Annotated in this window: 26 protein-coding genes, 1 tRNA gene, 1 pseudogene and 1 riboswitch; of the genes and pseudogenes, 12 read left to right on the top strand and 16 right to left on the bottom strand. The window is 62.6% G+C overall.

All coding sequences use genetic code 11. From position 1 onward, the window contains the following. Window positions 1-286 precede the first annotated feature (286 nt). A complete protein-coding gene (locus tag AUC70_RS11920; RefSeq protein ID WP_045367957.1) occupies window positions 287-466 on the bottom strand; it encodes a hypothetical protein in 180 nt (59 codons plus the stop codon). Between the two features lie 91 nt (window positions 467-557). Beyond that, window positions 558-1,334 (bottom strand): DUF1045 domain-containing protein, encoded by a 777-nt coding sequence (locus AUC70_RS11915; RefSeq protein WP_069445039.1) that lies wholly within the window; start codon window positions 1,332-1,334, stop codon window positions 558-560. A gap of 174 nt (window positions 1,335-1,508) precedes the next feature. Between AUC70_RS11915 and AUC70_RS11910 the strand changes: the two genes are divergently transcribed. The 5 genes from AUC70_RS11910 (at window position 1,509) to AUC70_RS11890 (ending at window position 5,965) form a co-directional block, all read left to right on the top strand. Continuing rightward, window positions 1,509-2,138: a glutathione S-transferase N-terminal domain-containing protein gene (locus AUC70_RS11910; RefSeq protein ID WP_069445122.1), complete on the top strand. Its 630-nt coding sequence runs from the start codon at window positions 1,509-1,511 to the stop codon at window positions 2,136-2,138. 27 nt (window positions 2,139-2,165) lie between these two features. After that, the gene (locus tag AUC70_RS11905) at window positions 2,166-3,101 is read left to right on the top strand and encodes a c-type cytochrome (RefSeq protein ID WP_069445038.1); all 936 of its coding nucleotides are present in this window, start codon (window positions 2,166-2,168) and stop codon (window positions 3,099-3,101) included. Between the two features lie 77 nt (window positions 3,102-3,178). Next, a complete protein-coding gene (locus AUC70_RS11900; protein WP_141702096.1) occupies window positions 3,179-3,508 on the top strand; it encodes a hypothetical protein in 330 nt (109 codons plus the stop codon). Window positions 3,509-3,534: 26 nt separating this feature from the next. Beyond that, window positions 3,535-4,599 carry a caspase family protein gene (locus AUC70_RS11895; RefSeq protein WP_141702095.1) on the top strand — a complete coding sequence of 355 codons (1,065 nt, stop codon included), beginning with the start codon at window positions 3,535-3,537 and terminating at the stop codon, window positions 4,597-4,599. Between the two features lie 172 nt (window positions 4,600-4,771). After that, complete coding sequence (locus AUC70_RS11890) at window positions 4,772-5,965, top strand: type III PLP-dependent enzyme (RefSeq protein WP_069445035.1); 1,194 nt, start codon at window positions 4,772-4,774, stop codon at window positions 5,963-5,965. A 100-nt stretch (window positions 5,966-6,065) separates the two neighbouring features. Here the strand turns inward: AUC70_RS11890 and AUC70_RS11885 are convergent, their stop codons facing one another. Beyond that, a complete protein-coding gene (locus tag AUC70_RS11885; protein ID WP_158007438.1) occupies window positions 6,066-6,266 on the bottom strand; it encodes a DUF2735 domain-containing protein in 201 nt (66 codons plus the stop codon). Between the two features lie 417 nt (window positions 6,267-6,683). On the opposite strand from AUC70_RS11885, the gene AUC70_RS11880 reads away from it, so the two are divergent. From AUC70_RS11880 to AUC70_RS11870, 3 genes are all read left to right on the top strand, one after another. Continuing rightward, window positions 6,684-7,715, top strand: coding sequence for a glutamine synthetase beta-grasp domain-containing protein (locus tag AUC70_RS11880; RefSeq protein WP_069445033.1), 1,032 nt, complete (start codon window positions 6,684-6,686; stop codon window positions 7,713-7,715). A gap of 181 nt (window positions 7,716-7,896) precedes the next feature. Next, a complete protein-coding gene (locus tag AUC70_RS11875) occupies window positions 7,897-8,292 on the top strand; it encodes a DoxX family protein (protein WP_069445032.1) in 396 nt (131 codons plus the stop codon). Between the two features lie 105 nt (window positions 8,293-8,397). Further along, a complete protein-coding gene (locus tag AUC70_RS11870) occupies window positions 8,398-8,637 on the top strand; it encodes a hypothetical protein (RefSeq protein WP_069445031.1) in 240 nt (79 codons plus the stop codon). 126 nt (window positions 8,638-8,763) lie between these two features. On the opposite strand, the gene AUC70_RS11865 is transcribed toward AUC70_RS11870, so the two are convergent. The 12 genes from AUC70_RS11865 to AUC70_RS11810 form a co-directional block, all read right to left on the bottom strand. Beyond that, on the bottom strand, window positions 8,764-9,207 hold the full coding sequence (locus AUC70_RS11865) for a fasciclin domain-containing protein (protein WP_425283601.1): 444 nt from the start codon (window positions 9,205-9,207) through the stop codon (window positions 8,764-8,766). A 1,165-nt stretch (window positions 9,208-10,372) separates the two neighbouring features. Further along, the gene (locus AUC70_RS11860; RefSeq protein WP_193427319.1) at window positions 10,373-10,627 is read right to left on the bottom strand and encodes a hypothetical protein; all 255 of its coding nucleotides are present in this window, start codon (window positions 10,625-10,627) and stop codon (window positions 10,373-10,375) included. Between the two features lie 225 nt (window positions 10,628-10,852). After that, on the bottom strand, window positions 10,853-11,797 hold the full coding sequence (locus AUC70_RS11855) for a nickel/cobalt efflux transporter (protein ID WP_069445028.1): 945 nt from the start codon (window positions 11,795-11,797) through the stop codon (window positions 10,853-10,855). A 13-nt stretch (window positions 11,798-11,810) separates the two neighbouring features. Then, entirely contained in the window at window positions 11,811-12,074 is a 264-nt protein-coding gene (locus AUC70_RS11850; protein ID WP_069445027.1) for a metal-sensing transcriptional repressor, read from the bottom strand. Between the two features lie 77 nt (window positions 12,075-12,151). Next, window positions 12,152-12,805, bottom strand: a complete 654-nt coding sequence (locus AUC70_RS11845; RefSeq protein WP_069445026.1) for an energy-coupling factor ABC transporter ATP-binding protein — start codon at window positions 12,803-12,805, stop codon at window positions 12,152-12,154. Between the two features lie 16 nt (window positions 12,806-12,821). Beyond that, window positions 12,822-13,538, bottom strand: a complete 717-nt coding sequence (gene cbiQ / locus AUC70_RS11840) for a cobalt ECF transporter T component CbiQ (protein ID WP_280138254.1) — start codon at window positions 13,536-13,538, stop codon at window positions 12,822-12,824. 72 nt (window positions 13,539-13,610) lie between these two features. Further along, a complete protein-coding gene (locus AUC70_RS11835) occupies window positions 13,611-14,216 on the bottom strand; it encodes a transthyretin-like family protein (RefSeq protein ID WP_069445024.1) in 606 nt (201 codons plus the stop codon). Further along, entirely contained in the window at window positions 14,213-14,845 is a 633-nt protein-coding gene (gene cbiM, locus AUC70_RS11830) for a cobalt transporter CbiM (RefSeq protein WP_069445023.1), read from the bottom strand. Before cbiM ends, AUC70_RS11835 begins: the two co-directional genes overlap by 4 nt. Window positions 14,846-14,870: 25 nt before the next feature. Beyond that, the gene (locus AUC70_RS11825) at window positions 14,871-15,668 is read right to left on the bottom strand and encodes a DUF4198 domain-containing protein (protein ID WP_069445022.1); all 798 of its coding nucleotides are present in this window, start codon (window positions 15,666-15,668) and stop codon (window positions 14,871-14,873) included. 174 nt (window positions 15,669-15,842) lie between these two features. Further along, a riboswitch (cobalamin riboswitch) is annotated at window positions 15,843-16,067 on the bottom strand. 117 nt (window positions 16,068-16,184) lie between these two features. Beyond that, window positions 16,185-16,260: transfer RNA gene (locus AUC70_RS11820), tRNA-Val, on the bottom strand. Between the two features lie 154 nt (window positions 16,261-16,414). After that, window positions 16,415-16,726, bottom strand: a complete 312-nt coding sequence (locus AUC70_RS11815) for a hypothetical protein (protein ID WP_069445021.1) — start codon at window positions 16,724-16,726, stop codon at window positions 16,415-16,417. A 116-nt stretch (window positions 16,727-16,842) separates the two neighbouring features. Beyond that, the gene (locus AUC70_RS11810) at window positions 16,843-17,526 is read right to left on the bottom strand and encodes an HAD-IA family hydrolase (RefSeq protein WP_069445020.1); all 684 of its coding nucleotides are present in this window, start codon (window positions 17,524-17,526) and stop codon (window positions 16,843-16,845) included. 56 nt (window positions 17,527-17,582) lie between these two features. On the opposite strand from AUC70_RS11810, the gene AUC70_RS11805 reads away from it, so the two are divergent. The 4 genes and pseudogenes from AUC70_RS11805 to AUC70_RS11790 all read left to right on the top strand — a co-directional run bounded on the left by AUC70_RS11805 (window position 17,583) and on the right by AUC70_RS11790 (window position 22,017). After that, window positions 17,583-19,043 carry an NAD-dependent succinate-semialdehyde dehydrogenase gene (locus tag AUC70_RS11805; protein WP_069445019.1) on the top strand — a complete coding sequence of 487 codons (1,461 nt, stop codon included), beginning with the start codon at window positions 17,583-17,585 and terminating at the stop codon, window positions 19,041-19,043. A 34-nt stretch (window positions 19,044-19,077) separates the two neighbouring features. Further along, window positions 19,078-19,788 (top strand): ribose 5-phosphate isomerase A, encoded by a 711-nt coding sequence (rpiA, locus tag AUC70_RS11800; RefSeq protein WP_083241503.1) that lies wholly within the window; start codon window positions 19,078-19,080, stop codon window positions 19,786-19,788. A gap of 96 nt (window positions 19,789-19,884) precedes the next feature. After that, a complete protein-coding gene (gene gor, locus AUC70_RS11795) occupies window positions 19,885-21,276 on the top strand; it encodes a glutathione-disulfide reductase (protein WP_069445018.1) in 1,392 nt (463 codons plus the stop codon). Further along, window positions 21,263-22,017, top strand: a pseudogene (locus AUC70_RS11790) (SDR family NAD(P)-dependent oxidoreductase). The gene gor and the pseudogene AUC70_RS11790 overlap by 14 nt, the downstream one beginning before the upstream one ends. On the opposite strand, the gene AUC70_RS11785 reads toward AUC70_RS11790, so the two are convergent. Then, window positions 22,014-22,580, bottom strand: coding sequence for a hypothetical protein (locus AUC70_RS11785; RefSeq protein ID WP_069445017.1), 567 nt, complete (start codon window positions 22,578-22,580; stop codon window positions 22,014-22,016). The pseudogene AUC70_RS11790 and the gene AUC70_RS11785 sit on opposite strands and share 4 nt — an antisense overlap. Window positions 22,581-22,751 lie beyond the last annotated feature (171 nt).

Below are 22,751 nucleotides of genomic sequence, written 5' to 3'. Positions count from 1 at the left end.
CAACTCCTAAAGATTGGGACATAAAATGCTGGTTTCTCCAGCGCCCAGTCGATCCCATCCAGCTGCTCAGTTAGCACCCTAAAGCCCATGCGTGCAAATGAGCCAATTTCCTTGATTGTCCTAGAGTCGGCGTTACTTGATGCTCGCAAGGTCCCCGATGCCGCTCCGAACCTCCGGCGAATACGGTCTGCCGGCGTTGATGCGGCTCAAATCCCTTCCAAAACCAGCAGCGCCAGGGACGCGAGACGCGCGCGAGAACGCGCGCGAGAACGCGCGGGCGCTCAGGCTAGTTTATTGAGATGCCGGTGATATCCCCAAAATCCGCGAAATCGTCGTCGGTCGCGACCTGCTCGTTCCGCAGGCACCTGGCCAGCAGTTCCAAGAGCGAGGCATGAAGCTCGCACTCACCTTCGAGTTGCGGAGGGTTTTCGGCAAGAAAAGCCAGTATTTCGGCGTAGTTCGGCATTGGAATCCCCTGTGCCCCCAATTTTCTGAAATTGGAGGACGCCTGTGTCAAAACTGAGGCTGGGGGCCCGAGCGCAGGGGCTCGCGGGAGGTCATCCCGCGAGGCTGTAGCGGCCGAGGAGCCGGACCGGCGTCCCTTGAGTCTGCCCGGAAGCGTGGCCATTCGCCTCCTCCGGGGTGCTCCCGATCAGCGAGAGCCCGTCTACGCAGACGCCGTCGGCACAGAGGTCCGCAATGAGAGGCCGTAGGGCGACGGAGACCAGCTCGATCTGCCGCTCATCGAGCGGTCCGGTCAGCCTGAGGGCGAAACGGTACTCACTCATCACGTTCGGCTGGCCGAAGCTCCTGAGGAGCAGACGCTGATAGCGGCTGAGATGCGGATGCTCGTCATCGGCAGTGTCCGCCATCTCGGCGTACGAGTCGAAAGCGTTGAAGCACTGCAGCGCGAGCCAATCGAGTTCGGGGCGTGGTTCGGCCGGTTGAAGTACGAGCGACCGGCGCATGCGCGTCAGTTTCAGAGGACCGGTCTCGATCGGCTTGCGGTTTGCGGCAAACTGCTCGAGATGCGTGCGGACTTCGTCAAGGCCAGCGTCTCCCCGAAGCGGTGCGGGCGCGAAGAAGGGTGCGTGTAGTCCGAAGTAGCGGCCCGGTGTCGGCGTGATGCCGGCCGGCGCGTCGCCGCCAAGGCCGGACGCGGAGAATGCTTGGAGTGTGGTGCCGTCATTCGCCCGGCCAAACCACGAGCGGCCGAACTGTGCGAGCGCACTGCCGGGGCGCGGCGTGTAGCAAACCGAAAAATGTGTTGGCGCGGACGGGACGGCTCCGAAGCTCGGTTCCCTGTGTTGTGCGCGCTGTGTCGAATGTAGCATTGCCGTCTCCCTCAAGCCGGTCTCCCCCCTCATTGAGCTGCAAGATCCTGTCTACCGTTGCGCTGTGACCTTGACGCGACCGGTTTCGGGCGATAGGGCGGCGAAGCCATGAAGACTTGGTGAATCTCGTCTCCAATTTCGCACAGTGTGAGCGACTCTAAGGAATCCGAACGCGTGATCGACCTCTACACATGGATGACTCCGAACGGACAGAAGGCCTCGATCATGCTCGAGGAGACGGGGCTGCCCTACCGGGTGCACCGCATCGACATCGAGAACGACGCTCAGTTCGATCCCGAGTTCCTCAAGATCTCCCCCAACAACAAGATCCCCGCCATTGTCGATCACGACACGGGGCTGAGCCTGATGGAGTCGGGCGCGATCCTACTTTATCTCGCGGACAAGACGGGCATCCTGTTGCCCCAGGACTTCGACGCGAAATGGCGGACGATCGAATGGCTGATGTGGCAGATGGGCGGGGCCGGACCATTCCTCGGACAAGTTCATCACTTCGTGTCCTATCATCCCGGCAAGAGCGCCTACGCCGAAGAGCGCTACACGAAAGAGGCGCGCCGCCTCTGGAAGGTGCTCGACACCCGGCTCGGCGATGTGGAGTATGTGGCCGGCGACTACTCCATCGCGGACATCGCGATCTGGCCGTGGATTGCGCGCTACCCGATCCAGCCCGTGGATGTGGACGACTATCCCAACATCAAGCGGTGGTACCGTGCGATCGCCGCGCGTCCGGCCGTGCAGCGCGGATGGGACGTGGTCGATGCGGGGCGTAAGTTGCCGTTGCCGTAAGCGGTGACAGGCAGGAGACGAGGGACAATGCGGAGGGTCTTTCTAGTCGGGCTCGCGTTGATCGCGGCAGCTGGCATTGCGTTCTATCTTCTGACGATGCCCGTCACGTTCTCGGCGGACGACCTGCCCGATCACACGCCGGATGTCGCAAACGGCAAGACGATGTTCATCGCCGGCGGGTGTGCGGAGTGCCATGCCGTGCCGGTCAAGGCATGCGACAGTCTCGATACCGAGGACGAAACACTGCTCGCCGGTGGCCGCTGCCTCAAGACGGATGTGGGAACCTTTCACGTGCCCAACATCTCACCCGATCCCGAGAGCGGTATCGGGGGCTGGTCGACGCTCGATTTCGTCAACGCGATGAAGCGTGGCGTCGGGCCCGGCGGCGTGCATCTGTATCCGGCCTTTCCCTACACGTCGTATCAGCGCATGCGTTTCGAGGACCTCATCGATCTCAAGGCCTATCTCGACACGCTACCGCCGGTGCGCAGCAACGTGCCTCCGAACGACCTCCGCTTCCCCTACAACATTCGCCGGGGCGTGGGCCTGTTCCAACGTCTGTACGTCGATGGCGAGACATTCGTGCCGGACCCGGACGCGAGCGAGGAAGTGAATCGCGGCGGCTACCTGGTCATGGGGCCCGGGCACTGTACCGAGTGCCACAGTCCCCGGAATGCGCTCGGCGGCATTATCGCGAGCCAAGCCTTCGCGGGTGCCAAGAGTCCGGAGGGAGGCGGCGATGCGCCGGATATCACGCCGGGTCCGGACGGCATCGGCGGTTGGGCCCACGAAGACATCGCCTATTTTCTAGAGACAGGATCGACGCCGGACTTCGACGTCGTCGGCGAGTCCATGGTGCCCGTGCAGGAAAACATGGCGCGGCTACCCGCGAGCGATCGCGAGGCCATCGCCGCGTTCCTCAAAACCCTGCCGCTAGGGCCGGATCCGGCGAACACTCCTTGAAGACTCCTTCAACACGCCTTGAAGACTTGGGTCCCGCGCTCTAGCGTGGAGCGCGCACCATGGTCTTGAGGATTGCAATGGCGGGGAGCTTTCAAAGCCGCTTGCGGCTGATTTTGGGGTTTGCCTTCGCCGCAGGGGGCGGGCTCGCTCTGTCGGCGGGCGCCCAGGCCGCACCGGGCGCGCGTGACGCCGCAATCGTCGTAGCGGCTACGACCATCGCGGAGGTGGCGGACGAAACCCAGTCTCCCGAGGTTCCGGCTGCCGAAGGCGCGCCGGACGCCGCCACCCATCCGGAAACCGACGCCAGCACCGCCAAGGCCGAATCCGAGAGCGCCGCCGCCTCGACATCGACTGCTTGCCGAAGGATCTGCTCGAGAGACTGCGCGCCGCGCACGGGCCGAGCGTGACGGCAAGGGAGTGCAGCCCCGGCTGCTTGCCGGCGCCATCGGGACTCAATCAGAAGCAGCTCGACGATCTCTATGGCCGCTACGGGGTCGTGTGGTGCCGCTCCTGCGTCCAGATTGGCGGCCATCTTTCGCTGAAGGACGTCCGGCGCATCGAGGATGCGGGCAATCTCGAACTATGCAGTACGCCGCCGCGCCAGATGCCGCGGCCCGGCAGCGCCAACGGGAATGTCGTGAAGTCGTTCAGCCGCATTCGCGAGCTGTATCGGGCGTCGCCGACATTGCCTGAGGACGAGAACGCGATCGCGGTGATCATCGGCAACACGACCTACGACAATCTGCCGGAGGCGCGCACGGCCCGGAACGATGCCGGCGCCATGTACTTCTTCCTCACCGAGCATATGGGCGTCCGGCAGGATCAGGTGATCGATCTGCGCAATGCCGCGCGCGCTGACCTGGAGCGGGTCTTCGGTCCGGTGCCCGGCTCCGACGGAGAGCTGAAGCGCTTGGTCGAAGCGCGGCCCAACGCCAAGGTGTTCGTCTATTATTCCGGTCACGGTGCCGTAAACGCGGCGCAGGACGAGACGTATCTGCTGCCAGTGGACGCGGAGCCCTATCGCGAGGAGCGGCGCGGCTATCCGCTGTCGACCCTGTATGCCAACCTCGCGGGGCTCGGCGCCGATCAGGTCGTGGTCATGCTCGAGAGTTCCTTCGGCCGCGATCACGGCAACTATATCCTGCCGCCCAATATTCCGGAGACGAAGCGCAGCGCGCTGCCGGAGAAGGCCAAGGCGCCGCTGACGGTTCTCGTGGCCGCCGATCGCGGCCAGCGCGCGCTGATCGATACGGAATACGACGTAGGGCTCTTCACGCGCTATCTGATCGAAGGCCTGGCCGGCGACGCGGACCTTGCACCCGTCGGCAACGGGGACGGGGACGTGGATAGTGCCGAGCTCTACGCCTACACGGCGGCGATGGTTCGGCTCGGCGCGCGCAAGACATTTGGCTTGCTTCAGAGCCCCCGATTGTCGGGCGCCGGCACCGCCGTATTGAAGGCGCCGAAGGGCGCGTCCAAGGACTCCCAGCAGGGCTAAGCCAGAGCCATGCAAGAGGCTGCTGAATCAGCTTTACAAGACACGCCGAACCCCATACGGAGGGCTGCTTCGCGCGGCAGCTGACCAAGTCGATTCCGCGCGTATGTCCGTGAGGATCGCCGGGTCCGGCCGGTAGTCTCGTGCCGGCGTCGCATGGGATGAGAGTTTTCGGATGAACGTTTTTCCCAACGCGGCGGAGTATCTCCGCCATCATCGGCCGGAGCGGCCTGTCCTGGCCTTGCGGCCCCATACAGTGGCGCGCGCGGCGGAATGGTTTTTGGCGAACTTCCCCGGCCGCGTTCTGTACGCGACCAAGGCCAATGACACGCAGGCCGTTCTCGACGTGCTGGCCGGGGCCGGCATTCGCAGCTTCGATGTCGCCTCGCTGGCGGAGATCGAGCGCGTCAGGGCCATCGATGGGGCCGAACTCTTTTTCATGAACCCGATCAAGTCGCGCGGCGCCATTGCGCGCGCCTATCGCGACTACGGCGTGCGGTGCTTTGCCTTCGACTCCCATGACGAACTGGGCAAGGTTTTGGCGGAGACGGACGAGGCCGACGATCTGACCCTGTTCCTGCGGATCGCCTGTCCCAACACGCACAGCCTTATCCCCCTTGAAGGAAAGTACGGCGCGAGCGTCGAAGAGGCGCCAGCACTGCTCTTGCGGGCGCGCCAGCACGCAACCCGCCTCGGGATCACCTTCCACGTGGGATCGCAGGCCGTGGTCCCGGCAGCCTTCGGCGAGGCGTTGACCCAGGTTGGACAACTCATCGTGTCGTCCGGCGTGCTGGTGGATGCGATCGACATCGGCGGCGGCTTTCCGGCCCGCTACCCGCACTCGGACCCGCCGGGCCTCGATCTATACATGGAGGAAATCGTCCGGGCGGCCGATGCGCTGGCGGTCAAGCATTCCTGCGAGCTTCTATGCGAGCCGGGCCGGGGCCTCGTCGCGGAGGCGGAGTCGGTGATCGTGCGCGTCGATGCGCGTCGCGGCACTGCGCTGTACGTCAATGACGGCGCTTTCGGTTCGCTGTTCGATGCGGCGTTTTCCGGTTTTCGCTTCCCGGCGCGCTGCGTGACACCCGGCCGCGAGGACCTTGGGGGCGGCGAGACCGCGTATGTGCTCTATGGCCCCACGTGCGACAGCGCCGACTATCTGCCGGGTCCGTTCGTCTTGCCCGACGCGATCGGGGAGGGGGATTATCTGGAAATCGGCCAGGTCGGCGCCTATGGCCGCGTTCTGGGGAACCGCTTCAACGGTTTCGGCGATTTCGAAGAAATCACGCTGACGGATGAGCCCATGCTGTCGATGTTTGCCGGCACGGAAGCTCAAGCGGCGGACGATCCGCGCTCTATCAGCATCTAGCTTTTTGCAGGTGGTGTACGGAAACGCGGCGCCTATGAAGAGAGGGCCGCGCTCTTCGTGTAAGCGGGCCCTCTAGGTGCCTTGAGTAGTCTCTTGGCCGTCAATGCTCACGTGACTGCCGCGCATCGCGGATGGCCGCATCGTGATACGAGCCGCTCCCGTAGTCGACGTAGGCTACGCCCATTGACGTCAGGAGATCATCGGCCGCGTGTGCGCCGTATTGGCTGCCACTCAGTCCCGAGCGGCCACCTTTCGGAAACGGAATGACTTTCGCCGTCTCCTCATGTGCATTTGCCGTCATATAGTCCTCCATTGTCATGTGTGCGTTACAACTGAATCGGAGCAACGCACCTGGAGTCACCTATATAGAAACGCAGCAGCCCCTTGCACAAAAAAATCGCGGAATGGCGTACATTTGAGCAGCAATTCTTCTGCTGCATTGCTCAGCAAGATTGGACTGCCTTCGGATTGACCAACCGCGCGCAGATTGATCGCATATCGGGCGCGCGGTCCTCGTTTTCCCTAAGACGCTAAAATTGTTACGGAAAAATGTACGTGCCTGCAGGGGGGTATGCTGACGAAGCTCGCCTTCTGCGCCCGGCCCGCCCGCTTTCTTCGCACTGGCACAAAAACTGCTTTCAGGAGGTATTGGCCGCCAGCCTCTCGCGGCTAGGTGGGATTCATCCGTACAGTCGTTTAAAACCCAGAAGGACTCACAATGACCAAGTATAAGCTCGAGTACATTTGGCTCGACGGTTACACGCCCGTGCCGAACCTGCGTGGCAAGACCCTCATCAAAGAGTACGATAGCTTTCCGACGCTCGAAGAACTTCCGGATTGGGGCTTCGATGGAAGCTCGACCATGCAGGCCGACGGCAGCAACTCCGACTGCGTTCTGAAGCCGATCCGCGTTTTCGTAGACCCTGCTCGCACGAATGGCGCTCTCGTCCTCTGCGAAGTGATGCTGCCCGATGGCACGCCGCATCCGACGAACAAGCGCGCGACCATCCTGGACGACGACGGTACGTGGTTCGGTTTCGAGCAAGAGTATTTCTTCTATAAGGACGGCCGCCCGCTGGGCTTCCCGGAGCACGGTTATCCGGAGCCGCAAGGCAAGTACTACACCGGTGTTGGCTACAAGCAGGTCGGTTCGATCGCCCGTCAGATCGTCGAGGAACATCTCGACCTGTGTCTGGATTGCGGCATCAACCACGAAGGCATCAACGCCGAAGTGGCCAAGGGCCAGTGGGAGTTCCAGATCTTCGGCAAGGGCTCCAAGAAGGCCGCCGACGAAATGTGGATGGCCCGCTACCTGCTGGAGCGTCTGACTGAGAAATACGGCGTCGACATCGAGTATCACTGTAAGCCGCTCGGCGACACGGACTGGAACGGCTCCGGCATGCACGCCAACTTCTCCACCGAGTATCTCCGTGAAGTCGGTGGCGAGGAGTACTTCAAGGCGCTGATGGCCCAGTTCGAGAAGAACCTCGAGGACCACATCGCTGTCTATGGCCCGGACAACCACATGCGTCTGACCGGCAAGCACGAGACGGCGCCGTGGAACAAGTTCAGCTACGGCGTTGCAGACCGCGGCGCGTCGGTCCGCGTGCCGAACAGCTTCCCGAAGAACGGCTACAAGGGCTACCTGGAAGACCGTCGCCCGAACTCGCAAGGCGACCCCTACCAGATCGCTTCGCAGATCCTGAAGACCATTTCCGAGGTCCCGACTGCCGCGAGCGCAGCTGCGTAGGGACACTGGTCCCGTAAACGGCACGGGCAACACGCTCTAGAAAGTGCAAAGGGGAGCCCTTCAAGGCTCCCCTTTTTCGTGGCCGATTTGCCACTTCCTTGCAGGCTCGTAACATGACGGGTCTGGTTCGGCAGGCTAAGCTCCCCACCGACTCACGACTGAATTGGGAGGGAACGCCGACATGGCCGATCGACTGCAAACCGACTGGGCGCCGCGCATCTTGAGTATCGTGCGCATCGTTGCCGCGCTGATCTTCATGGAGCACGGCACATCCAAGCTGCTCGGATTTCCAGAGGGCGGGTTCTCGCCCGAGGCATTTTCCCTGCCGTGGATTGCCGGCATTCTCGAGATCGTCGGCGGCGCGCTGCTCGTCGTCGGGCTGTTCACGCGGCCGACCGCCTTCGTGCTTTCCGGCTTGATGGCCTTCGCCTATTGGCTGGCCCATGCGCCGAAGAGCCCCTATCCGCTGTTGAATGGCGGCGATGCGGCGATCCTCTTCTGCTTCATCTTTCTATACATCGCCTTCGCGGGCGGCGGGCCTTGGAGCGTCGATGAGATGCTCAGAAAAAAGTCCTGAGGACCGCGCCGTAGCGTAAACCGATTATTAAGCAAGTCTCTAAACTCGCCGTTCATCGCCGCCGAATCACACTCGGCGGCGATGAGCGTATGTCGGCATATCACGATGGCCGTCTTGGCTATCACGGTGACTGGTCTGCTCGGAACCAACGCGGCCAAACAGGTCGCGCCCGGATCCAGCGCGGAGCAGTTCGACAACGCGTTCTGGATCAAGACGAAATTGCCGGATGATCTGTTGGCCGGACGGCTCAATGTGACGACTGTCGCCAAGTCCACGGCAGGAATTCCGCTTCCCACCAAACCGCGTCATCGCAAGAAGGCACGGACCGCGCAGCTGCTGCGCTGAGACACACCGGTATTGGGCTTCCGTCAAAGCAGCGGCGGCCGCCTCGCGAAGAACACTCTGCCGACAATTGAAAACGGGCCCCAGCCGTCGTGGGCCGGGACCCGCATTGGTCGCCGCCGAACAATCTTAGTTTGGCATCACCACGGTATCGATCACGTGGATCACGCCGTTCGAGGCGTCGATATCAGCCTTCACGACTTTGGCTTTGTCCACCTTTACGCCGTCCGTCGCATCGACATTCAGCGTGTCGCCCTGGACTGTCTTCACCTCTGTCGCCTTGCCGGAGATGTCGCCGGACATGATCTTCCCGGGAACGACATGGTAGGTGAGGATGGCCACGAGCTTATCCTTGTTCTCGGGCTTCAGCAGGTCATCGACCGTGCCATCGGGAAGCTTGGCGAACGCCTCGTCTGTCGGTGCAAACACAGTGAACGGGCCGTCTCCCTTCAGCGTATCGACCAGCCCCGCAGCCTTCACCGCGGCGACGAGAGTCTTGAACTGTCCAGCACCCGCCGCGGTGTCGACGATGTCCTTGGACATGGCGTTCGCGGCAGAGACAGTGAAGAGCATCAAAACCAGGGTTGAGAATAAGCGCAGTACTTTCATTGAGACCTCCGTTTTGGGGGGGAAGAGTTATCAACGAAAGCAACTACGCAGCCGTCGCATGGTGTAGATCACCGCCAGGCGGTCACGTGTCCGTGAGCGGGGGGCTTACGCGCCGAACCATTACACGTCCTCAACGAGGACCACTTGCGCAAACAGGGGGGCAGGCGGTGGCGGCCGCACCGCCCGGCGTCTCTTCGCAATGTGCCTGAGATGATCGTCGTCCTCACAAAGGACGCCCCGGCGCGGGGGCACCGGGGCGGATGGAGGCACCGAACTGGGGATGCGTCAGGGGGGCGAGACGAAACCCAGCCAGATACCAAAACTACGTAGGCTCAAGGCCCTTGGATCACATGCCATTTGAGAAAAGCAGAACCCCCAGCCTGGGAGGGAAGACCGGGGGCTCTGCGTCCGAACGCATCGCTTAGCGATCGAAATTCGTCTGGTAGGGGTTCGGGAAGCCGTCGGCCAGAACAGGTGCGCCAGTGGCTGCGAGAAGCGTCAGTGCGAGCATGATCGCCTTCATGATGTATCTCCTTGATCGATGGCCCTTTGCGGAATTGCTGTCGGGCTTGTCATGGTCAAAAGGTAGATACGGGCGCTGGGCATTACCAATCACGCTCAGTCAGAACGAAGTGCGCTGAACCTCGCGCAAGTTCACGCGGCCGTGTCGATCAGTTTAGTGCGGCGCTGTGCCGGCGCATGCGGCGCGCGGCTCAGATGGTCGCGAAGAAGACGGTGACCAAACCCACTGCGCCGGCCCATGCGCGACCAGAACGACGCTGGTCGCGAGTAGTTTGAAGGAACTCATGTCGCCACCTCATGCTGCTGCCTTGGCCCCGCCTCGAAGGGGGGTGAGCGTGGAGCGCCCTGACGCTCCGCGCCCGATTGCCAAGGAGAGGCTTACGCTCGCCAGTTCAGGGCCTGACCTTGCGCAGAGTGCGCGCGGCCGCTTGAACCCGTCCTGAACCGGACGTGCAGGTGACGTTCATCTTTGGGGAGGACAAAAAACCAGGACGCCGCTCATGGCGCGCGGAGGCGAAGGCGCGCCGGTGCGCACCTTCGCTTGGGTGTTTGGATGCTTTAAGGCTAGCGGCGTACGCTTGCGCTGGGTTTGGCTACCAGGCGTTCCCTACCAATAGTAGGCGCGGCGTGCGCGACGGCGCCAACGGCGCTTATAGCGGCGGGGAGCGTAATAGGGCCGTGCGCGGTAATAGGGGCGCCGGGCGTAGCGATAAGGCCGATAGTAGCGAGGTCCGATGCCGACGCCGACCCTGACGCCGGGAGCTCTGACATAGACGCCTGCGTTTGCTTGTGTCGGTGCAAATGCGACGACGCCAACCACCAACGCGCAAGCCATGCCACAGGCCATCATGAATTTCGTCATGGCGAACTCCTTCGACTTCAACTTCGACTTGACGTGCACCCTCGCAGACAAATGCGGCATCTGCCAGGCGAGAGCGGTCCGAAGCTTAACAAATGGGTGTGCGGCGGGATCCGTCCTGATGCCTGTCCGCGGGGCCGAAGCCGGCTTCATAAGTGCGCTGGTCCCAACGCGCTCTGACCCGAAACAGACGAACCGTCAGCAGGATGCGGTCCGCTAGCGCCGTTCTTAGAGCGTCTCGTGGTGCGGCGCCGCGTCAGATTCTCCATCGCCATCGTGGCCATGCAGATGCGCCCATCCCGAGTAGATCATGAAGAGGCCGATCAGTCCGATGAAGGTGGCCGAGATATAGGGTGCTTTCTTCAGGATCGCGTCGAAACGGGATGAGCCCTTTTTACTGACATAGCGCATGCCAACTGCGGCGACGACGCCGATCGCGACCAGCGTTACGGCCAGCCCGATGCTGAAGGACGCGACCAAGCCAATCCCGAGCATGAACTGACCGAGCTGAATGCAGAGCAAGAGAACGGTGATTGCCGCCGGGCAGGGGATCAGCCCGCCCGACAGCCCAAACAGAATGGTCTGCCATGTCGACGTGCGCCCGGAACCGATGCGCGCTTCAATCTCGCGGGCATGTGCCATGGCATGGGCGTCCATGAACTCCGGCTTCTCCCGGGCGGGACGGTCGTGATCGTGCGTCCCGCCGAGGATGTGAGTGTGATCGTGATGAGAATTGCCGTGCTCATGCGGATGGACGTGATCGTGTTGGTGGTTGTGGGCATGAGAATGGGGTCTATGGCCATGCGCATGGTCGTGGTGATGCCCCGCCGCTCGGGCCTGCATGGATTGGCGGAATATCCACAAGCCAATGCATGCGATGATCACACCGGAGGCGATCATGAAGTATGGCTCCATCTGTTCGCCGATCAGTTCATCCCCGTACAGAAGCCCGAGAATGGCAAGGACCCACACAATAAGGGAGTGTGAGATCGCGGCCGACACACCGAGCAGGATTGCCTGAGGGATCGTGCCGCGGATGGCGATGATATAGGCGGCCATCATCGTCTTGCTATGGCCCGGCTCCAGTCCGTGAAACGCACCGAGCAGGAAGGCCATGGCGATGAGGAGGAGCGGGTTGGCGCCGCCCCCGGCGATGAGGTCCGTCAATGTCATGAGAAGCGATGCCTTACAGGTACTTGGAGATTTCCTTGAACTCGACGATCAGTGACTTGCGGTGCGCGCTCTTACCGATGCTGTCGTTCAAGCAGTGATCGATATGATCGTGGATGAAGATCTTCTTGGCCTGTTCGATCGCTTTCGAGACGGCATGAAGCTGTTGGGCGACTTCCGGACAAGGACGTCCGGTCTCGATCATTGAGATTGTGTGTTGCAAGTGACCGGCTGCACGCTTGAGCCGCCGCAGCACGTCGTCGTGGGTTTGATGTATCATCGCTTATCCTATCCCCTAGGAGGGGATAAGATAGGCTAGATCTCACCCCATGGAAAGAGGCTCGGCACCTCGCATCTTTAGGTGGGTCGAATTTGTCCTTCTGCAAGACGGACCGTGCGTGACGCAATGCGCTCGCGAAATTGCGCGTCATGCGACACAACGATCATCGCCTGCGGAAGCGTGCGCAATATCTCGGTCAGCCTGGCCTCGTTGTCTTCGTCGAGGGCGTTGGTCGGCTCGTCGAGAAGAAGAACCTCCGGTTCCATGGCCAGAACGGTGGCGAGCGTCACCAAGCGCTTCTCTCCGCCCGAGAGCTTGTGGGTCACCCGGTCCTTGAACCGGGTGAGATCCAATTCCGCCAGCACGCGATCGACGATGGCCATGGCTTCCTCGCGGGTTTTGCCAAGGTTGAGGGGGCCGAAAGCCATATCCTCGGCCACTGTCGGGCAGAACAGTTGATCGTCGGGATCCTGGAACACCAGCCCGGCAAGGCGCCGTACCTCGAGGAAGTCGTCTTCGGCGCGGCGCTCCCGGCCGAAGGCTACGACACGGCCGCGGCTGGGCCGCAGCAGGCCGACGATGATGCGCAAGAGCGTGCTCTTGCCGGAACCGTTGTGCCCGACGACGCATAGACGCTCTTTGCTACCGAGCCGGATGTCTGCGCCATTGAGCACGGGCGGGTAGCCCGGATAGGCGAAATGAATGTCGGTAAGCTCGATCAGGGATGTCATCTACGACCCCGCCGCCTCAACGCAGAAACTGGAGCGCGACGAGCGCTGCAAGGATGCCGCCGAAGGCGAACGCGAAGCCGGCATCCGATCGCGCATAGGCGAGGTCGCCCGATAGCGGTATGCGCCCGGAGAACCCACGGCACTTCATGGCGCCGAGAATCCGTTCCGACCTCTCCACCGCACGGACGAGCATCATGCCGATCAAGTAACCCAGAGATTGGTAGGTGTGCCTGTTGTTTCCCGGGCGGAACCCGCGCGCCTTCATGGCTACGCGCAGGCGCAGATACTCTTGTTGAAGCACGTCGACATACCGGACCATGAACATGAGCAGGTAGACGAGTCCCTCGGGCATTTTCAGGCGGTAGAGGGCCTGCCCCAACCTGGCGGGCTCCATGGAGCCGACCAGCGCCATCAGCGTCAGAATGATCGCATTGGCTTTCAAGCCGATCTCGATCGCCTGCCGCAACCCTTGCCATGTCGCGGGCAGACCGAAGACCGTGAACATGGCGTCGCCCGGCACGGTAAACGGCAAGAGCAGGAGCATGAAGATGATGAAGCCATCCATTGTGAGCATGCGCTTGAGCGTCGCGCGCGGCGGCAGCCGGGCCATGAGCATCAGCGTGAGCGCAACGACGAGGGCTGCGGCTAGGGCACGGAGGTCATGAAGGTTGACCACGACGATCGCGAACGCCACCGCCGCCAGGATCCGGGCCCGTGGATCGGTCTCGCTAATATAGGTCTTGGCCGTGGTGGCGCCGGTGTCCAGGAGCGCCGGACGCCGGCCTCGACCACATGTCCCACGCCCTCAGGCCCCCGTCATTTTGCGGCGCGCGGCGATGTAGTAGCCGAGCCCGAACAGGCCGAAGATGTAACCGATGCCGCCGAGAACGTTCTGAATGTTGTTCTTTTCCTTATAGGCATCGATGTCGCGGCGAAGCGGGATGATCTGCTTTTGCACGGCCTGCGCGATCAACTTCAACTGTGCCTGCGTCAGCGTCTCGTCCGCGGCGCCCTCTTGAGCGGCGGACGCTGAGTCTGTCTTGGTCTCAGCTGCCGTCGCTGTATCCGCTGCGGCGGGCTCGGCGCCGGCTATGTCCGGTAGTTCGTCGGCTTCCATGCGGACAGTGGCGACGTGGCCCGAGCCGAGATTGGACTTGAATACGTGCGCAACGGGCTTGGTCGGACGGAAGGTGAAGAAGCCGTCCTCGTCCGTCTTGGTTTCGCCGAGCTTGTTGCCGTCCTCGTCGAAGACCTCGACAAGCTCATTGGGCGCCATATCTCCGTTGGAGAAGCCGATCTCGCCCTCGATCACGTCGCCACTGGCGTAGACCGAAGCGATGACCTTATGCGCAAGCGCAGAGTGAACCGGCATCAGGAAAAGTAGAATGAGCGCAAGGCGAAGGGACCTCATGACGAAACTCCTTCCGATGGGGACACCGTGAACCTCTCGAACAGTTCAGGCTTTACCTTTCGTGCAAGGTAGATGGCCGCGGCTGTGATCAGCGCTTCGATGATCATGATGGGGATGTGCGCGAAGAATGTGAGCTTGGCCGCCGCCAGAAATTCGTCCCCCGTGAGCGCCAACGAGAGAGCCACGCAGCCCGTCGTCAAGGCAATCGCAAGGCCCCCGCCGATACCGCCCCAGATTGCGGCGACGGTGGGAGAGCCCGACGCGATACCCCGCCGGCAGATGTAGTAGACGAGCACCGCGGGCAGGGCGATGTTGACGGTGTTGACGCCCAGCACAGTCAGCCCGCCGAACCCGAAGAAAACGGCTTGCAGCAGTAGGGCGACGAAAAGGGCCGGAAAGGCGGCCCAGCCGAGCACCAACCCGGCCAGACCGTTCATGATCAGATGGACGCTGGAGGGTCCGATTGGCACATGAACCAGGGACGCCACGAAAAACGTTGCGCTTAGAACCCCGGCGGCGGGCATCTTCTCCGCCGGCAGCGATTTCAGGCCCAACGCGATGCCGCCGGCAGCGAGAACCGCGCCGCCGATCAAGACTTCATTCGATAGAGCACCGTCGACAATGTGCATCTTTCCCTCCAGGTCCTAGGCTGGCCTATTTCACGTCGAAAGCGCGGACCCAGATGACCGCGTCTTGAGAAAGCTCCTTGCCCTCATGCTCCTTGGTGTTGCCCGAGCCGAGCGCGGCAAAGCCCCAGAAGCCGGCCTTCGGAATGCCGAAGGTGAAGTAGCCGTTGTCATCGCTGACGGCGACGAGCGCGCCGCCCGGCATCGGCGAAGCGGTCGGGTCTTTCGGCTTGTTCTCGTCCATGGACGGCTCGGCCGCCATGTACTCGACCTCGATCTCCGCGCCGGGTACGGGCTTGCCGTCGGCCATCACCCGGCCGGTGAAGGTCGAACCGGCCACGATGTTGGTGGGCTTGTTGAGGGGGATGATCTCGGTGGGTAGGCCCTGCGGCTCCATCCAATCCGTCGGGACTTCATTCAGGTTCAGATAGCTCTTTGCGATCTGCTGGATGTAGACGTCCTCGCTCTCCTCGTAATAGGGCGAGGGAACAGCGACGAGCACGTAGTCTCCCGATCGCTTGAGTGGGACGGAGGCATCGTAAGCCGTGGCAGTGTTCTCCGAGCCCTCGAACTTGATCTGCTTCAGCGTGTCCTTGAGGTCGATCTTCTTGCCGCGGTTGACGGCGTAGAAGTCGATGACCTCACCCATGTCCATCACGTGGCCGTTCTCGAAGGGGTGCCAGAAGATCAGCTTGACGGGCACGTCTCCCGCCTTGGTCAGATTGACCTCCGGCGTATAGACGAGCTGGAAATGGGCGGCCGCGGCGAGCGGCGCGAGAAGCGCGGCAACGCCAATGGCAGCGGATAGTCCGTTACGAAGTTTCATAGGTCGTCTCTCCCAAGTGACCCGCGCGGGACGAACCGCATCGGGCATGAGGAAAGGACGATCGGGGAAGTGGCGGTGTCATGAGCGGGAACGGAAGATAGGCCACCGGACACCCACTCAACCGCCAGACGCTCACCCCGGCGTCCGGTTACGGTTTAGGCACCGGGCAAAAGCCGGTGCCGGATGTCAGCGGCAGGTCTCCTGACTCACGGATCGTCGCGTCGGCCTTGCCTTCCCAGGGTTATGAAGTTCCCCAGTGGCGTCGTTCAGCCGTGCTCACCGTTCACAGTTGCGGGGGCAGCCACGGGATTGTCGTCTCGATGACGCGAGACAGGACGCACCGTGTTCCCTCTTAGTCTCGACCAGCAATGATCGAGAACCGTCGACCCCTAGAAAGGGCCGCAGATTCTCCACAGTGTCAATAGCGATACGGCGTTTGCTACTGCGACGGAATGTTTCTCGCCGCCAGCGACGGTCTGCGCGGAATGAAGTCGTCGTCTGTTTTCGGTGACGTGATGGTGGGCGGTACTGGACTTGAACCAGTGACCCCTGCGATGTGAACACAGTGCTCTACCAGCTGAGCTAACCGCCCGTGCGGGGCGCGTTAGGTCTTGATCGCGCCCGGCTCCGTTCGCGTCCTCGCCTCAAGTGATGAGGGGGTGCGACGGCAAGCGCGCATTTAGCGAACGGCCCCTCGCGAAGTCAAGCAGGCCGTCCCGCGAAACGGCGCAGATTTCCTAAAAAGTCTACTGGGCCGCCGCGTCTTCCGCCGGGGCCGGAGCCGGAGCGGGCGCCGGCTTCAGCATGCCCTTGACCTTGGTCATGGTGGTCTTGGCCTTGCCGTAATCCCCGTCGGTGCAGGCCGCGTCCGCCTCGTCGAGAAGCATGTTCACCTCTTCGACGTCGCCTTCGTCGAGCACCTTCGCGTTGACCGTCTGGTCCACGAGGCTTTCGGTTTCGGCAAGCTGGCTGACACAGTCTTCCCCTGCGTCTTGGGCGAAAGCGGTTCCGCTCATCATCAATGCGATGCAAGCGCTCATCACAATACGTCCGCGCATTCCAGTTCTCCTTGGAGCAAAAAGCTCAGTTCCCGTACCTAGCGCGCAATTGTGGCTGTTGGTTGCAGCCCATGGGGCGATTGAGGCGAAATTCCAGCGCGTCCACCCGGGCGCTATTAGGAACGGGTCGGGTCGTGGTCTGTCAAGCGTTTGAGCAGGATTTCGGCCTGGGATTCCAGGGCGTCGAAGCTGTCGATGGTAGCGCTAGGGTGAGGACCGTCCGGCGACGGAGGGGAATAGCCGAATGTCACCAGGATCGAGGGAATTCCGGCTCGGTGCGCGGCCTGGATGTCGACGGCGCTGTCGCCCACCATGACGGCGCGGGCCGGATTGCCGCCGCCGGCGGCAATGGCGCCCAGAAGGTGGCCCGGATGGGGCTTGGACGTCTCGAACGTATCGCGGCCCGCGATTGCTGCGAAATGATGGTCGAGCTCCAGCGCTTCGAGGAGAAGATTGGCCAGGCGCGCCCGCTTGTTGGTGCAGACGGCAAGGCGCGCGCCGCGGTCCGCGAGCCGCTCCAGCAGCGCGACGGCGCCGGGGAAGGGGCGGCTCTCCACCGCGATATTGGCCTCGTAGTGGATGAGGAAGTCCGCGAGGATCGCCTCCGTGCCGGTTTCGATGCCCAGCGCCTCGTAGATCATGGCCGGCGCGCCGCGCCCCACCGCCTCGCGGACGAGCGCGGGCTCCACGGTGCGGTGTCCATGCAGATTCAGGGCGTGGTTGAGGGCATTCGTAAGGTCCGGCGCGGTGTCGACCAGCGTGCCGTCGAGATCGAAAACAATTGTCGCACCCTCGAACATGGGCCTCTCTCACACGTGACTTGCCGTTGCGCAAGCGGCGGCGTAGAGAGCGGGCCATGCAACTCAAGACACCGACCCTCATCAAGGACCAATGCCTGATCGGCGGTGCCTGGACAGGCACGCCGGTGGACGACATCACCAATCCGGCGTCCGGCGCGGTCGTCGGCCGCGTGCCCAATCTCGGCGCGCACGAGACCCGCGAGGCCATCGAGGCCGCGGATCGCGCCTTTCGGGCCTGGAGCGGCTTGCTGGCGGGCGAGCGCGCGAAAGTCCTGCGCCGTTGGTATGAGCTCCAGCAGGAGCACGCAGAGGACCTCGCCCGTCTCATGACCGCCGAGCAGGGCAAGCCTTTGGCCGAGGCGCGCGCGGAGGTGGACTACGGGTCGTCCTTCACGGAGTTCTACGCGGAAGAGGCAAGGCGCGTGCTGGGCGAGATCATCCCGACGCCCAAGCACAGCGGCCGTGTGCTCGTCATGAAGCAGCCGGTCGGCGTGGTCGGGGCTATCACCCCGTGGAACTTTCCGTTCGCGATGATCACGCGCAAGATCTCGCCTGCGCTCGCCGCAGGGTGCACCGTGGTCGTGAAGCCGGCGCCCGAGACGCCGCTCACCGCGTTAGCCCTGGCGGAGCTGGCTTGCCAGGCCGGATTCCCGCCGGGCGTTCTCAATGTCATCACCGGCAATGCCGAGGCCATCGGCGGCGAACTGACCTCCAACCGGCTCGTGCGCATGATCACCTTCACCGGATCTACCGAGGTCGGGAAGCTCCTCATGCGCCAGAGCGCCGACACGGTGAAAAAGCTCTCCTTGGAGCTCGGCGGCAATGCGCCGTTCATCGTTTTCGACGACGCCGAACTCGATGCGGCTGTCGCCGGCGCGATCGCGTCGAAGTTCCGGAATTCGGGGCAAACATGCGTCAGCGCCAACCGAATTCTGGTTCAGAGCGGCATCTATGATCGCTTCGCGGAAAGGCTCACCGAGGCCGTTTCGGACCTCAAGGTGGGCGACGGCACCGAGCAGGGCGTGGCGCAAGGCCCGCTCATCAACGACGCCGGGCTCGAAAAGGTCGAGGCCCATGTGCGGGACGCGGTCGCCCATGGCGCCAAGGTTCTGACCGGCGGCGTGCGGCACGAGCTTGGGCGGACATTCTTTGCGCCCACCGTGTTGACCGACGTGACGCCGGAGATGCGCATCGCTCACGAAGAGACCTTCGGCCCGGTCGCGGCGCTGTTCCGCTTCCGCGACGATCAGGAGGCGATTGCGCTCGCGAACGACACGCCGTTCGGCCTTGCGGCGTATTTCTTCACGGAGAATATTTCGCGCGCCTGGCGGGTGGCCGAGGCGCTCGAATATGGCATGATCGGCGTCAACGAAGGGATGATCTCTTCGGCATTGGCGCCGTTCGGCGGCGTGAAGGAGTCGGGCCAGGGCCGCGAAGGCTCCCACCACGGCATCGAAGAATTCCTGGAGCTGAAATACGTCATGATGGGGGGCCTCGATAACGGGAGCCCCCGCTAGCGAGAGACTTCACGAGGGGGAGACCTGACGGCCGATGTCGGAAAGCGCAAGGACGATCGAAGGGTACAAGGCCGCCGCGGCGAGGGCGGCTATCGAGCTGGTGCAGCCCGGTATGCGGCTTGGGCTCGGCACGGGCTCCACGGCCGCGCCTTTCGTCGAAGAGGTCGGCGCGCGCGTGCGCGATGGTCTCAACGTCATTTGCGTGCCGACGTCGGAGGCGACTCGTGCCCATGCCGAGGCTTTGGGCATTCCGCTGACGACGTGGACGAAACCCCGCACCTCGATTCCGACGGTGCCGACGAGATCGACGATCAGCATCCGGCTGATCAAAGGCGGCGGCGGGGCTTTTGTTGCGGGAGAAGATCGTCGCGACGCGTCCGAGCGCATGGTCGTCATCGCGGACACCGGAAGCTTCGCGACGCTCGGGTCCCATCCGCTGCCGATCGAAGTGGTACGCTTCGGTTTGAAGGCGACCGTGCAGCTGATCCAGGCACTTTCCGCGGAGGCTGGGTGCGAGGGCGAGATCCGGCTCCGGCCCGGCGAGGGAGGCCGCCCCTTCGTTACCGATCAGGGCAATCTGATCGTGGACTGCGCATTTCCCAAAATCGCCGAGCCCGAGGTTCTGGCTTTCGCCCTGACGCGCGTGCCCGGCGTGGTCGAGCACGGTCTTTTTCTCGGACTTTGCGATATGGCAATTGTCGCAGGGGCAAATGGCGTACAAGTCCTGAAGCATCCGAGCGCATAAGGTCACAAGCGCCAAGTTGTCATCTGACAAAATCTCATCCGACCCGTCATCATCCGACGCATCATCTGAAAAAGTCATCCGGAGTACCGATCCAAAGTGTCTGACTACGACTACGATTTGTTTGTCATCGGGGCAGGGTCCGGCGGCGTTCGCGCGGCCAGGCTCGCGGCCCAGCTCGGCAAGCGCGTCGCCATCGCCGAGGAATACCGTGTCGGCGGTACCTGCGTCATTCGCGGCTGCGTGCCGAAGAAGCTGTTGGTCTACGGCAGCCGCTACGGCGCCGAAATCGAAGATGCCAAGCCATTCGGCTGGTCTTACAGCGACCTTGGGTTCGATTGGTCCACGCTGATCCACAACGTGCAGCGTGAGGTCGACCGGCTCAACGGCGTTTATACGCGCACCCTCGAGAACAACCGGGTCGAACGCTTCCTGGCGCGGGCGACGGTGGATGGGCCTCATAGCGTGCGTCTCGCCGATCGCGATGCGCCCGTGTCGGCCAAATACATCCTGGTTGCGACGGGATCGGCGCCGGCCTTTCCATCCATACCGGGTGCGGAGCATCTCATCAGCTCGAACGAGTGCTTCAAGTTCGAGGCGCTGCCGCAGAGCATTGTCATTCTGGGCGCGGGCTATATCGGCATGGAGTTCGCCTCGATCTTCGCCGGCTTCGGTGTCGACGTTACCGTGGTCCATCGCGGCGAACAGATCCTGCGCGGCTTCGACCACGATCTATGCGACATGGTCGCCGAGGCGCTGCGCGATCGCGGTGTCGACTTGCGGATGTGCACGAATATCACGTCGGTCGAGAAGGACGGCGAGGGATACCGGGTCGCGCTGACGGATGGCGATTGCCTTCATGCGTCGTCCGTCATGGCCGCGACCGGCCGCACACCGAACACCAAAGGACTGGGGCTCGAGGCCGCCGGCGTCGAGCTCGGCGACAACGGCAAAGTGGTCGTGAACGCCTACTCCAAGTCGTCCGTCGACAGCATCTATGCGGTGGGCGATGTCACGGATCGCGCCAATCTCACGCCGGTGGCGATCCGCGAGGGGACGGCCTTCGTCGAGACGGTGTTCGAAGACCGTCCCAAGGCGATGGACTACAGTTTCATCCCGACGGCGGTCTTCACCGAGCCGGAGATCGGAACCGTGGGCCTCACGGAAGAAGACGCGCGCAAGAACCATGCGGTCGATGTCTACAAGACGAGCTTCCGGCCCATGCGTGCCACCATCAGCGGGCGCGGCGAGCAGGTCTTCATGAAGCTGATCGTGGACGTCGAGACCGACAAGGTGCTCGGCCTGCACATGGTCGGACCCGACGCGGCCGAGATCGTTCAAATGGCGGCGATCCCCTTGCGGCTCGGTGCGACCAAGGCCGATTTCGACGCCACCATGGCGCTTCACCCCAGCATGGCGGAAGAGTTCGTAACCCTGCGGCAGAAGTGGGAGCCGCCAACACCGATCAAGGGATCAGATGCGGCGGCTTGAGGAAAAGATTGCGCTCGTAACGGGCGGAGGCGCAGGCATCGGCCGCGCCATCAGCGAGACCTTCGCGCGCGAAGGGGCGCATGTGATCGTTGCCGATATCGACGGCGATGCGGCCAAGGAGACGGCCGATCAAATCGTCAAGTCGAACGGTGCCGCCGAGGCGCAGGCGGTCGACATCACCGACACGGCCGAAGTGCAGGCGTGATGGCGACCATCAAGGACGCCCATGGTCGGCTGGATGTCCTCGTCAACAATGCGGGCGTCGGCGCGCGTGCGGACTTTCGTCATCTCACGGACGAGGATTGGGAGAAGGTCTGGTCCGTCAATCTCGATGGGACGGTGAAATGCGCGCGCGAGGCATTCGACTTGATGCGCGCGTCGGGCAAGGCTTCGATCGTCAATCTGTCTTCGGTGATGTCGGCCAAGCATACGCGGCAGATGGCGGTCTACTCGGCCACCAAGGGCGCGGTGTCGGCGTTGTCACGTAGTCTTGCGGTCGAATACGCCCCCTACGGCATTCGGGTGAACACCCTGCTGCCGGGCTATGTGGAGACGGCGCTGATCGGCCGCTATTTGAAGAACCCCGGTATCGCGAAGGCGCTCTTGACCCAGACGCCGCTCCGGCGGTTCGGGACGCCCGAGGACATCGCCAATGCCGCATTGTTCTTGGCTTCGGACGAGGCGGCGTACATCACGGGCGCCGCGCTCAACGTCGATGGCGGGATGCAGACGACGCTCTAGGTGGATAGACCAGTTGCACAGTCGCCAGGCAGGCGGACGCTCAGCCCCGTGTCGGTAAAATATGCTTCCTTCAATGCCGACGGAGCTTTTACTGTCTTGTCGCCTCTGAGCACAGAGAGCAGCGATTCCGGGTCCGCGGTGTTCCCCATCAATTCGTCGGAATCGGGCGGCGAGGCCGAGAGCACTTTCGCTCGATAGACTTCAACCTGCTTGATGCCGGACTCTATGGCGAAGCGGCATACGCCCCGGATGTACAGCTTGTTGAATTCGTTCTCTGCGGTTTGCTGAGCGGCATAGGCAATGTTGACGTACTGCCAGTAGAGCCCGTCACCGCGTTTCTGGCGTTTGCGATCAAGGGCCACAGCCTCTTCGATCAGCCGTTGCGCGAGCCAGTCGTCGTTGTGGTGTGTTGCAGCTTCGCGGAGGTCGTCCACGCAGACCGTGAGGTCGCCCCGTTGGGGAGGAAACTCTTCGTCTAGAGTGCTTCGCTGGAGGGTTGCATCTTCCATTTCTTCTTTGGTGAGTCTTATCCGGGGCGTTTCGAGATCCAACTCCGACGTCATGCATTGGCGTACACGTCGGCAAAGGTTTTGATAGCGGAGCCCCATCTGCGAGCCTCATCCTGATGCGAATCGTTCGTATCGTCGGAGGCTGCAACTAACAATTTGTAAAATCGATTAGTTGGGTCTTAGACAGTCCGCGTGTGACAATTTCCCCATACATTCCAGTACGTT

The sequence above is a fragment of the Methyloceanibacter stevinii genome (assembly GCF_001723355.1).
Lineage (GTDB): Bacteria > Pseudomonadota > Alphaproteobacteria > Rhizobiales > Methyloligellaceae > Methyloceanibacter > Methyloceanibacter stevinii.
This window is presented reverse-complemented; position numbering and strand designations above follow the sequence as displayed.

Excerpts from the sequence above, each read along its gene's own strand:
- AUC70_RS11920 (WP_045367957.1), bottom strand. The coding sequence starts at position 466 with ATGCCGAACTACGCCGAAATACTGGCTTTTCTTGCCGAAAACCCTCCG.
- AUC70_RS11915 (WP_069445039.1), bottom strand. The coding sequence starts at position 1,334 with ATGCTACATTCGACACAGCGCGCACAACACAGGGAACCGAGCTTCGGA.
- AUC70_RS11905 (WP_069445038.1), top strand. The coding sequence starts at position 2,166 with ATGCGGAGGGTCTTTCTAGTCGGGCTCGCGTTGATCGCGGCAGCTGGC.
- AUC70_RS11900 (WP_141702096.1), top strand. The coding sequence starts at position 3,179 with ATGGCGGGGAGCTTTCAAAGCCGCTTGCGGCTGATTTTGGGGTTTGCC.
- AUC70_RS11890 (WP_069445035.1), top strand. The coding sequence starts at position 4,772 with ATGAACGTTTTTCCCAACGCGGCGGAGTATCTCCGCCATCATCGGCCG.
- AUC70_RS11885 (WP_158007438.1), bottom strand. The coding sequence starts at position 6,266 with ATGACGGCAAATGCACATGAGGAGACGGCGAAAGTCATTCCGTTTCCG.
- AUC70_RS11880 (WP_069445033.1), top strand. The coding sequence starts at position 6,684 with ATGACCAAGTATAAGCTCGAGTACATTTGGCTCGACGGTTACACGCCC.
- AUC70_RS11875 (WP_069445032.1), top strand. The coding sequence starts at position 7,897 with ATGGCCGATCGACTGCAAACCGACTGGGCGCCGCGCATCTTGAGTATC.
- AUC70_RS11870 (WP_069445031.1), top strand. The coding sequence starts at position 8,398 with ATGGCCGTCTTGGCTATCACGGTGACTGGTCTGCTCGGAACCAACGCG.
- AUC70_RS11865 (WP_425283601.1), bottom strand. The coding sequence starts at position 9,207 with ATGCTCTTCACTGTCTCTGCCGCGAACGCCATGTCCAAGGACATCGTC.
- AUC70_RS11860 (WP_193427319.1), bottom strand. The coding sequence starts at position 10,627 with ATGACGAAATTCATGATGGCCTGTGGCATGGCTTGCGCGTTGGTGGTT.
- AUC70_RS11855 (WP_069445028.1), bottom strand. The coding sequence starts at position 11,797 with ATGACATTGACGGACCTCATCGCCGGGGGCGGCGCCAACCCGCTCCTC.
- AUC70_RS11850 (WP_069445027.1), bottom strand. The coding sequence starts at position 12,074 with ATGATACATCAAACCCACGACGACGTGCTGCGGCGGCTCAAGCGTGCA.
- AUC70_RS11845 (WP_069445026.1), bottom strand. The coding sequence starts at position 12,805 with ATGACATCCCTGATCGAGCTTACCGACATTCATTTCGCCTATCCGGGC.
- AUC70_RS11835 (WP_069445024.1), bottom strand. The coding sequence starts at position 14,216 with ATGAGGTCCCTTCGCCTTGCGCTCATTCTACTTTTCCTGATGCCGGTT.
- cbiM (WP_069445023.1), bottom strand. The coding sequence starts at position 14,845 with ATGCACATTGTCGACGGTGCTCTATCGAATGAAGTCTTGATCGGCGGC.
- AUC70_RS11825 (WP_069445022.1), bottom strand. The coding sequence starts at position 15,668 with ATGAAACTTCGTAACGGACTATCCGCTGCCATTGGCGTTGCCGCGCTT.
- AUC70_RS11815 (WP_069445021.1), bottom strand. The coding sequence starts at position 16,726 with ATGCGCGGACGTATTGTGATGAGCGCTTGCATCGCATTGATGATGAGC.
- AUC70_RS11810 (WP_069445020.1), bottom strand. The coding sequence starts at position 17,526 with ATGTTCGAGGGTGCGACAATTGTTTTCGATCTCGACGGCACGCTGGTC.
- AUC70_RS11805 (WP_069445019.1), top strand. The coding sequence starts at position 17,583 with ATGCAACTCAAGACACCGACCCTCATCAAGGACCAATGCCTGATCGGC.
- rpiA (WP_083241503.1), top strand. The coding sequence starts at position 19,078 with ATGTCGGAAAGCGCAAGGACGATCGAAGGGTACAAGGCCGCCGCGGCG.
- AUC70_RS11785 (WP_069445017.1), bottom strand. The coding sequence starts at position 22,580 with ATGACGTCGGAGTTGGATCTCGAAACGCCCCGGATAAGACTCACCAAA.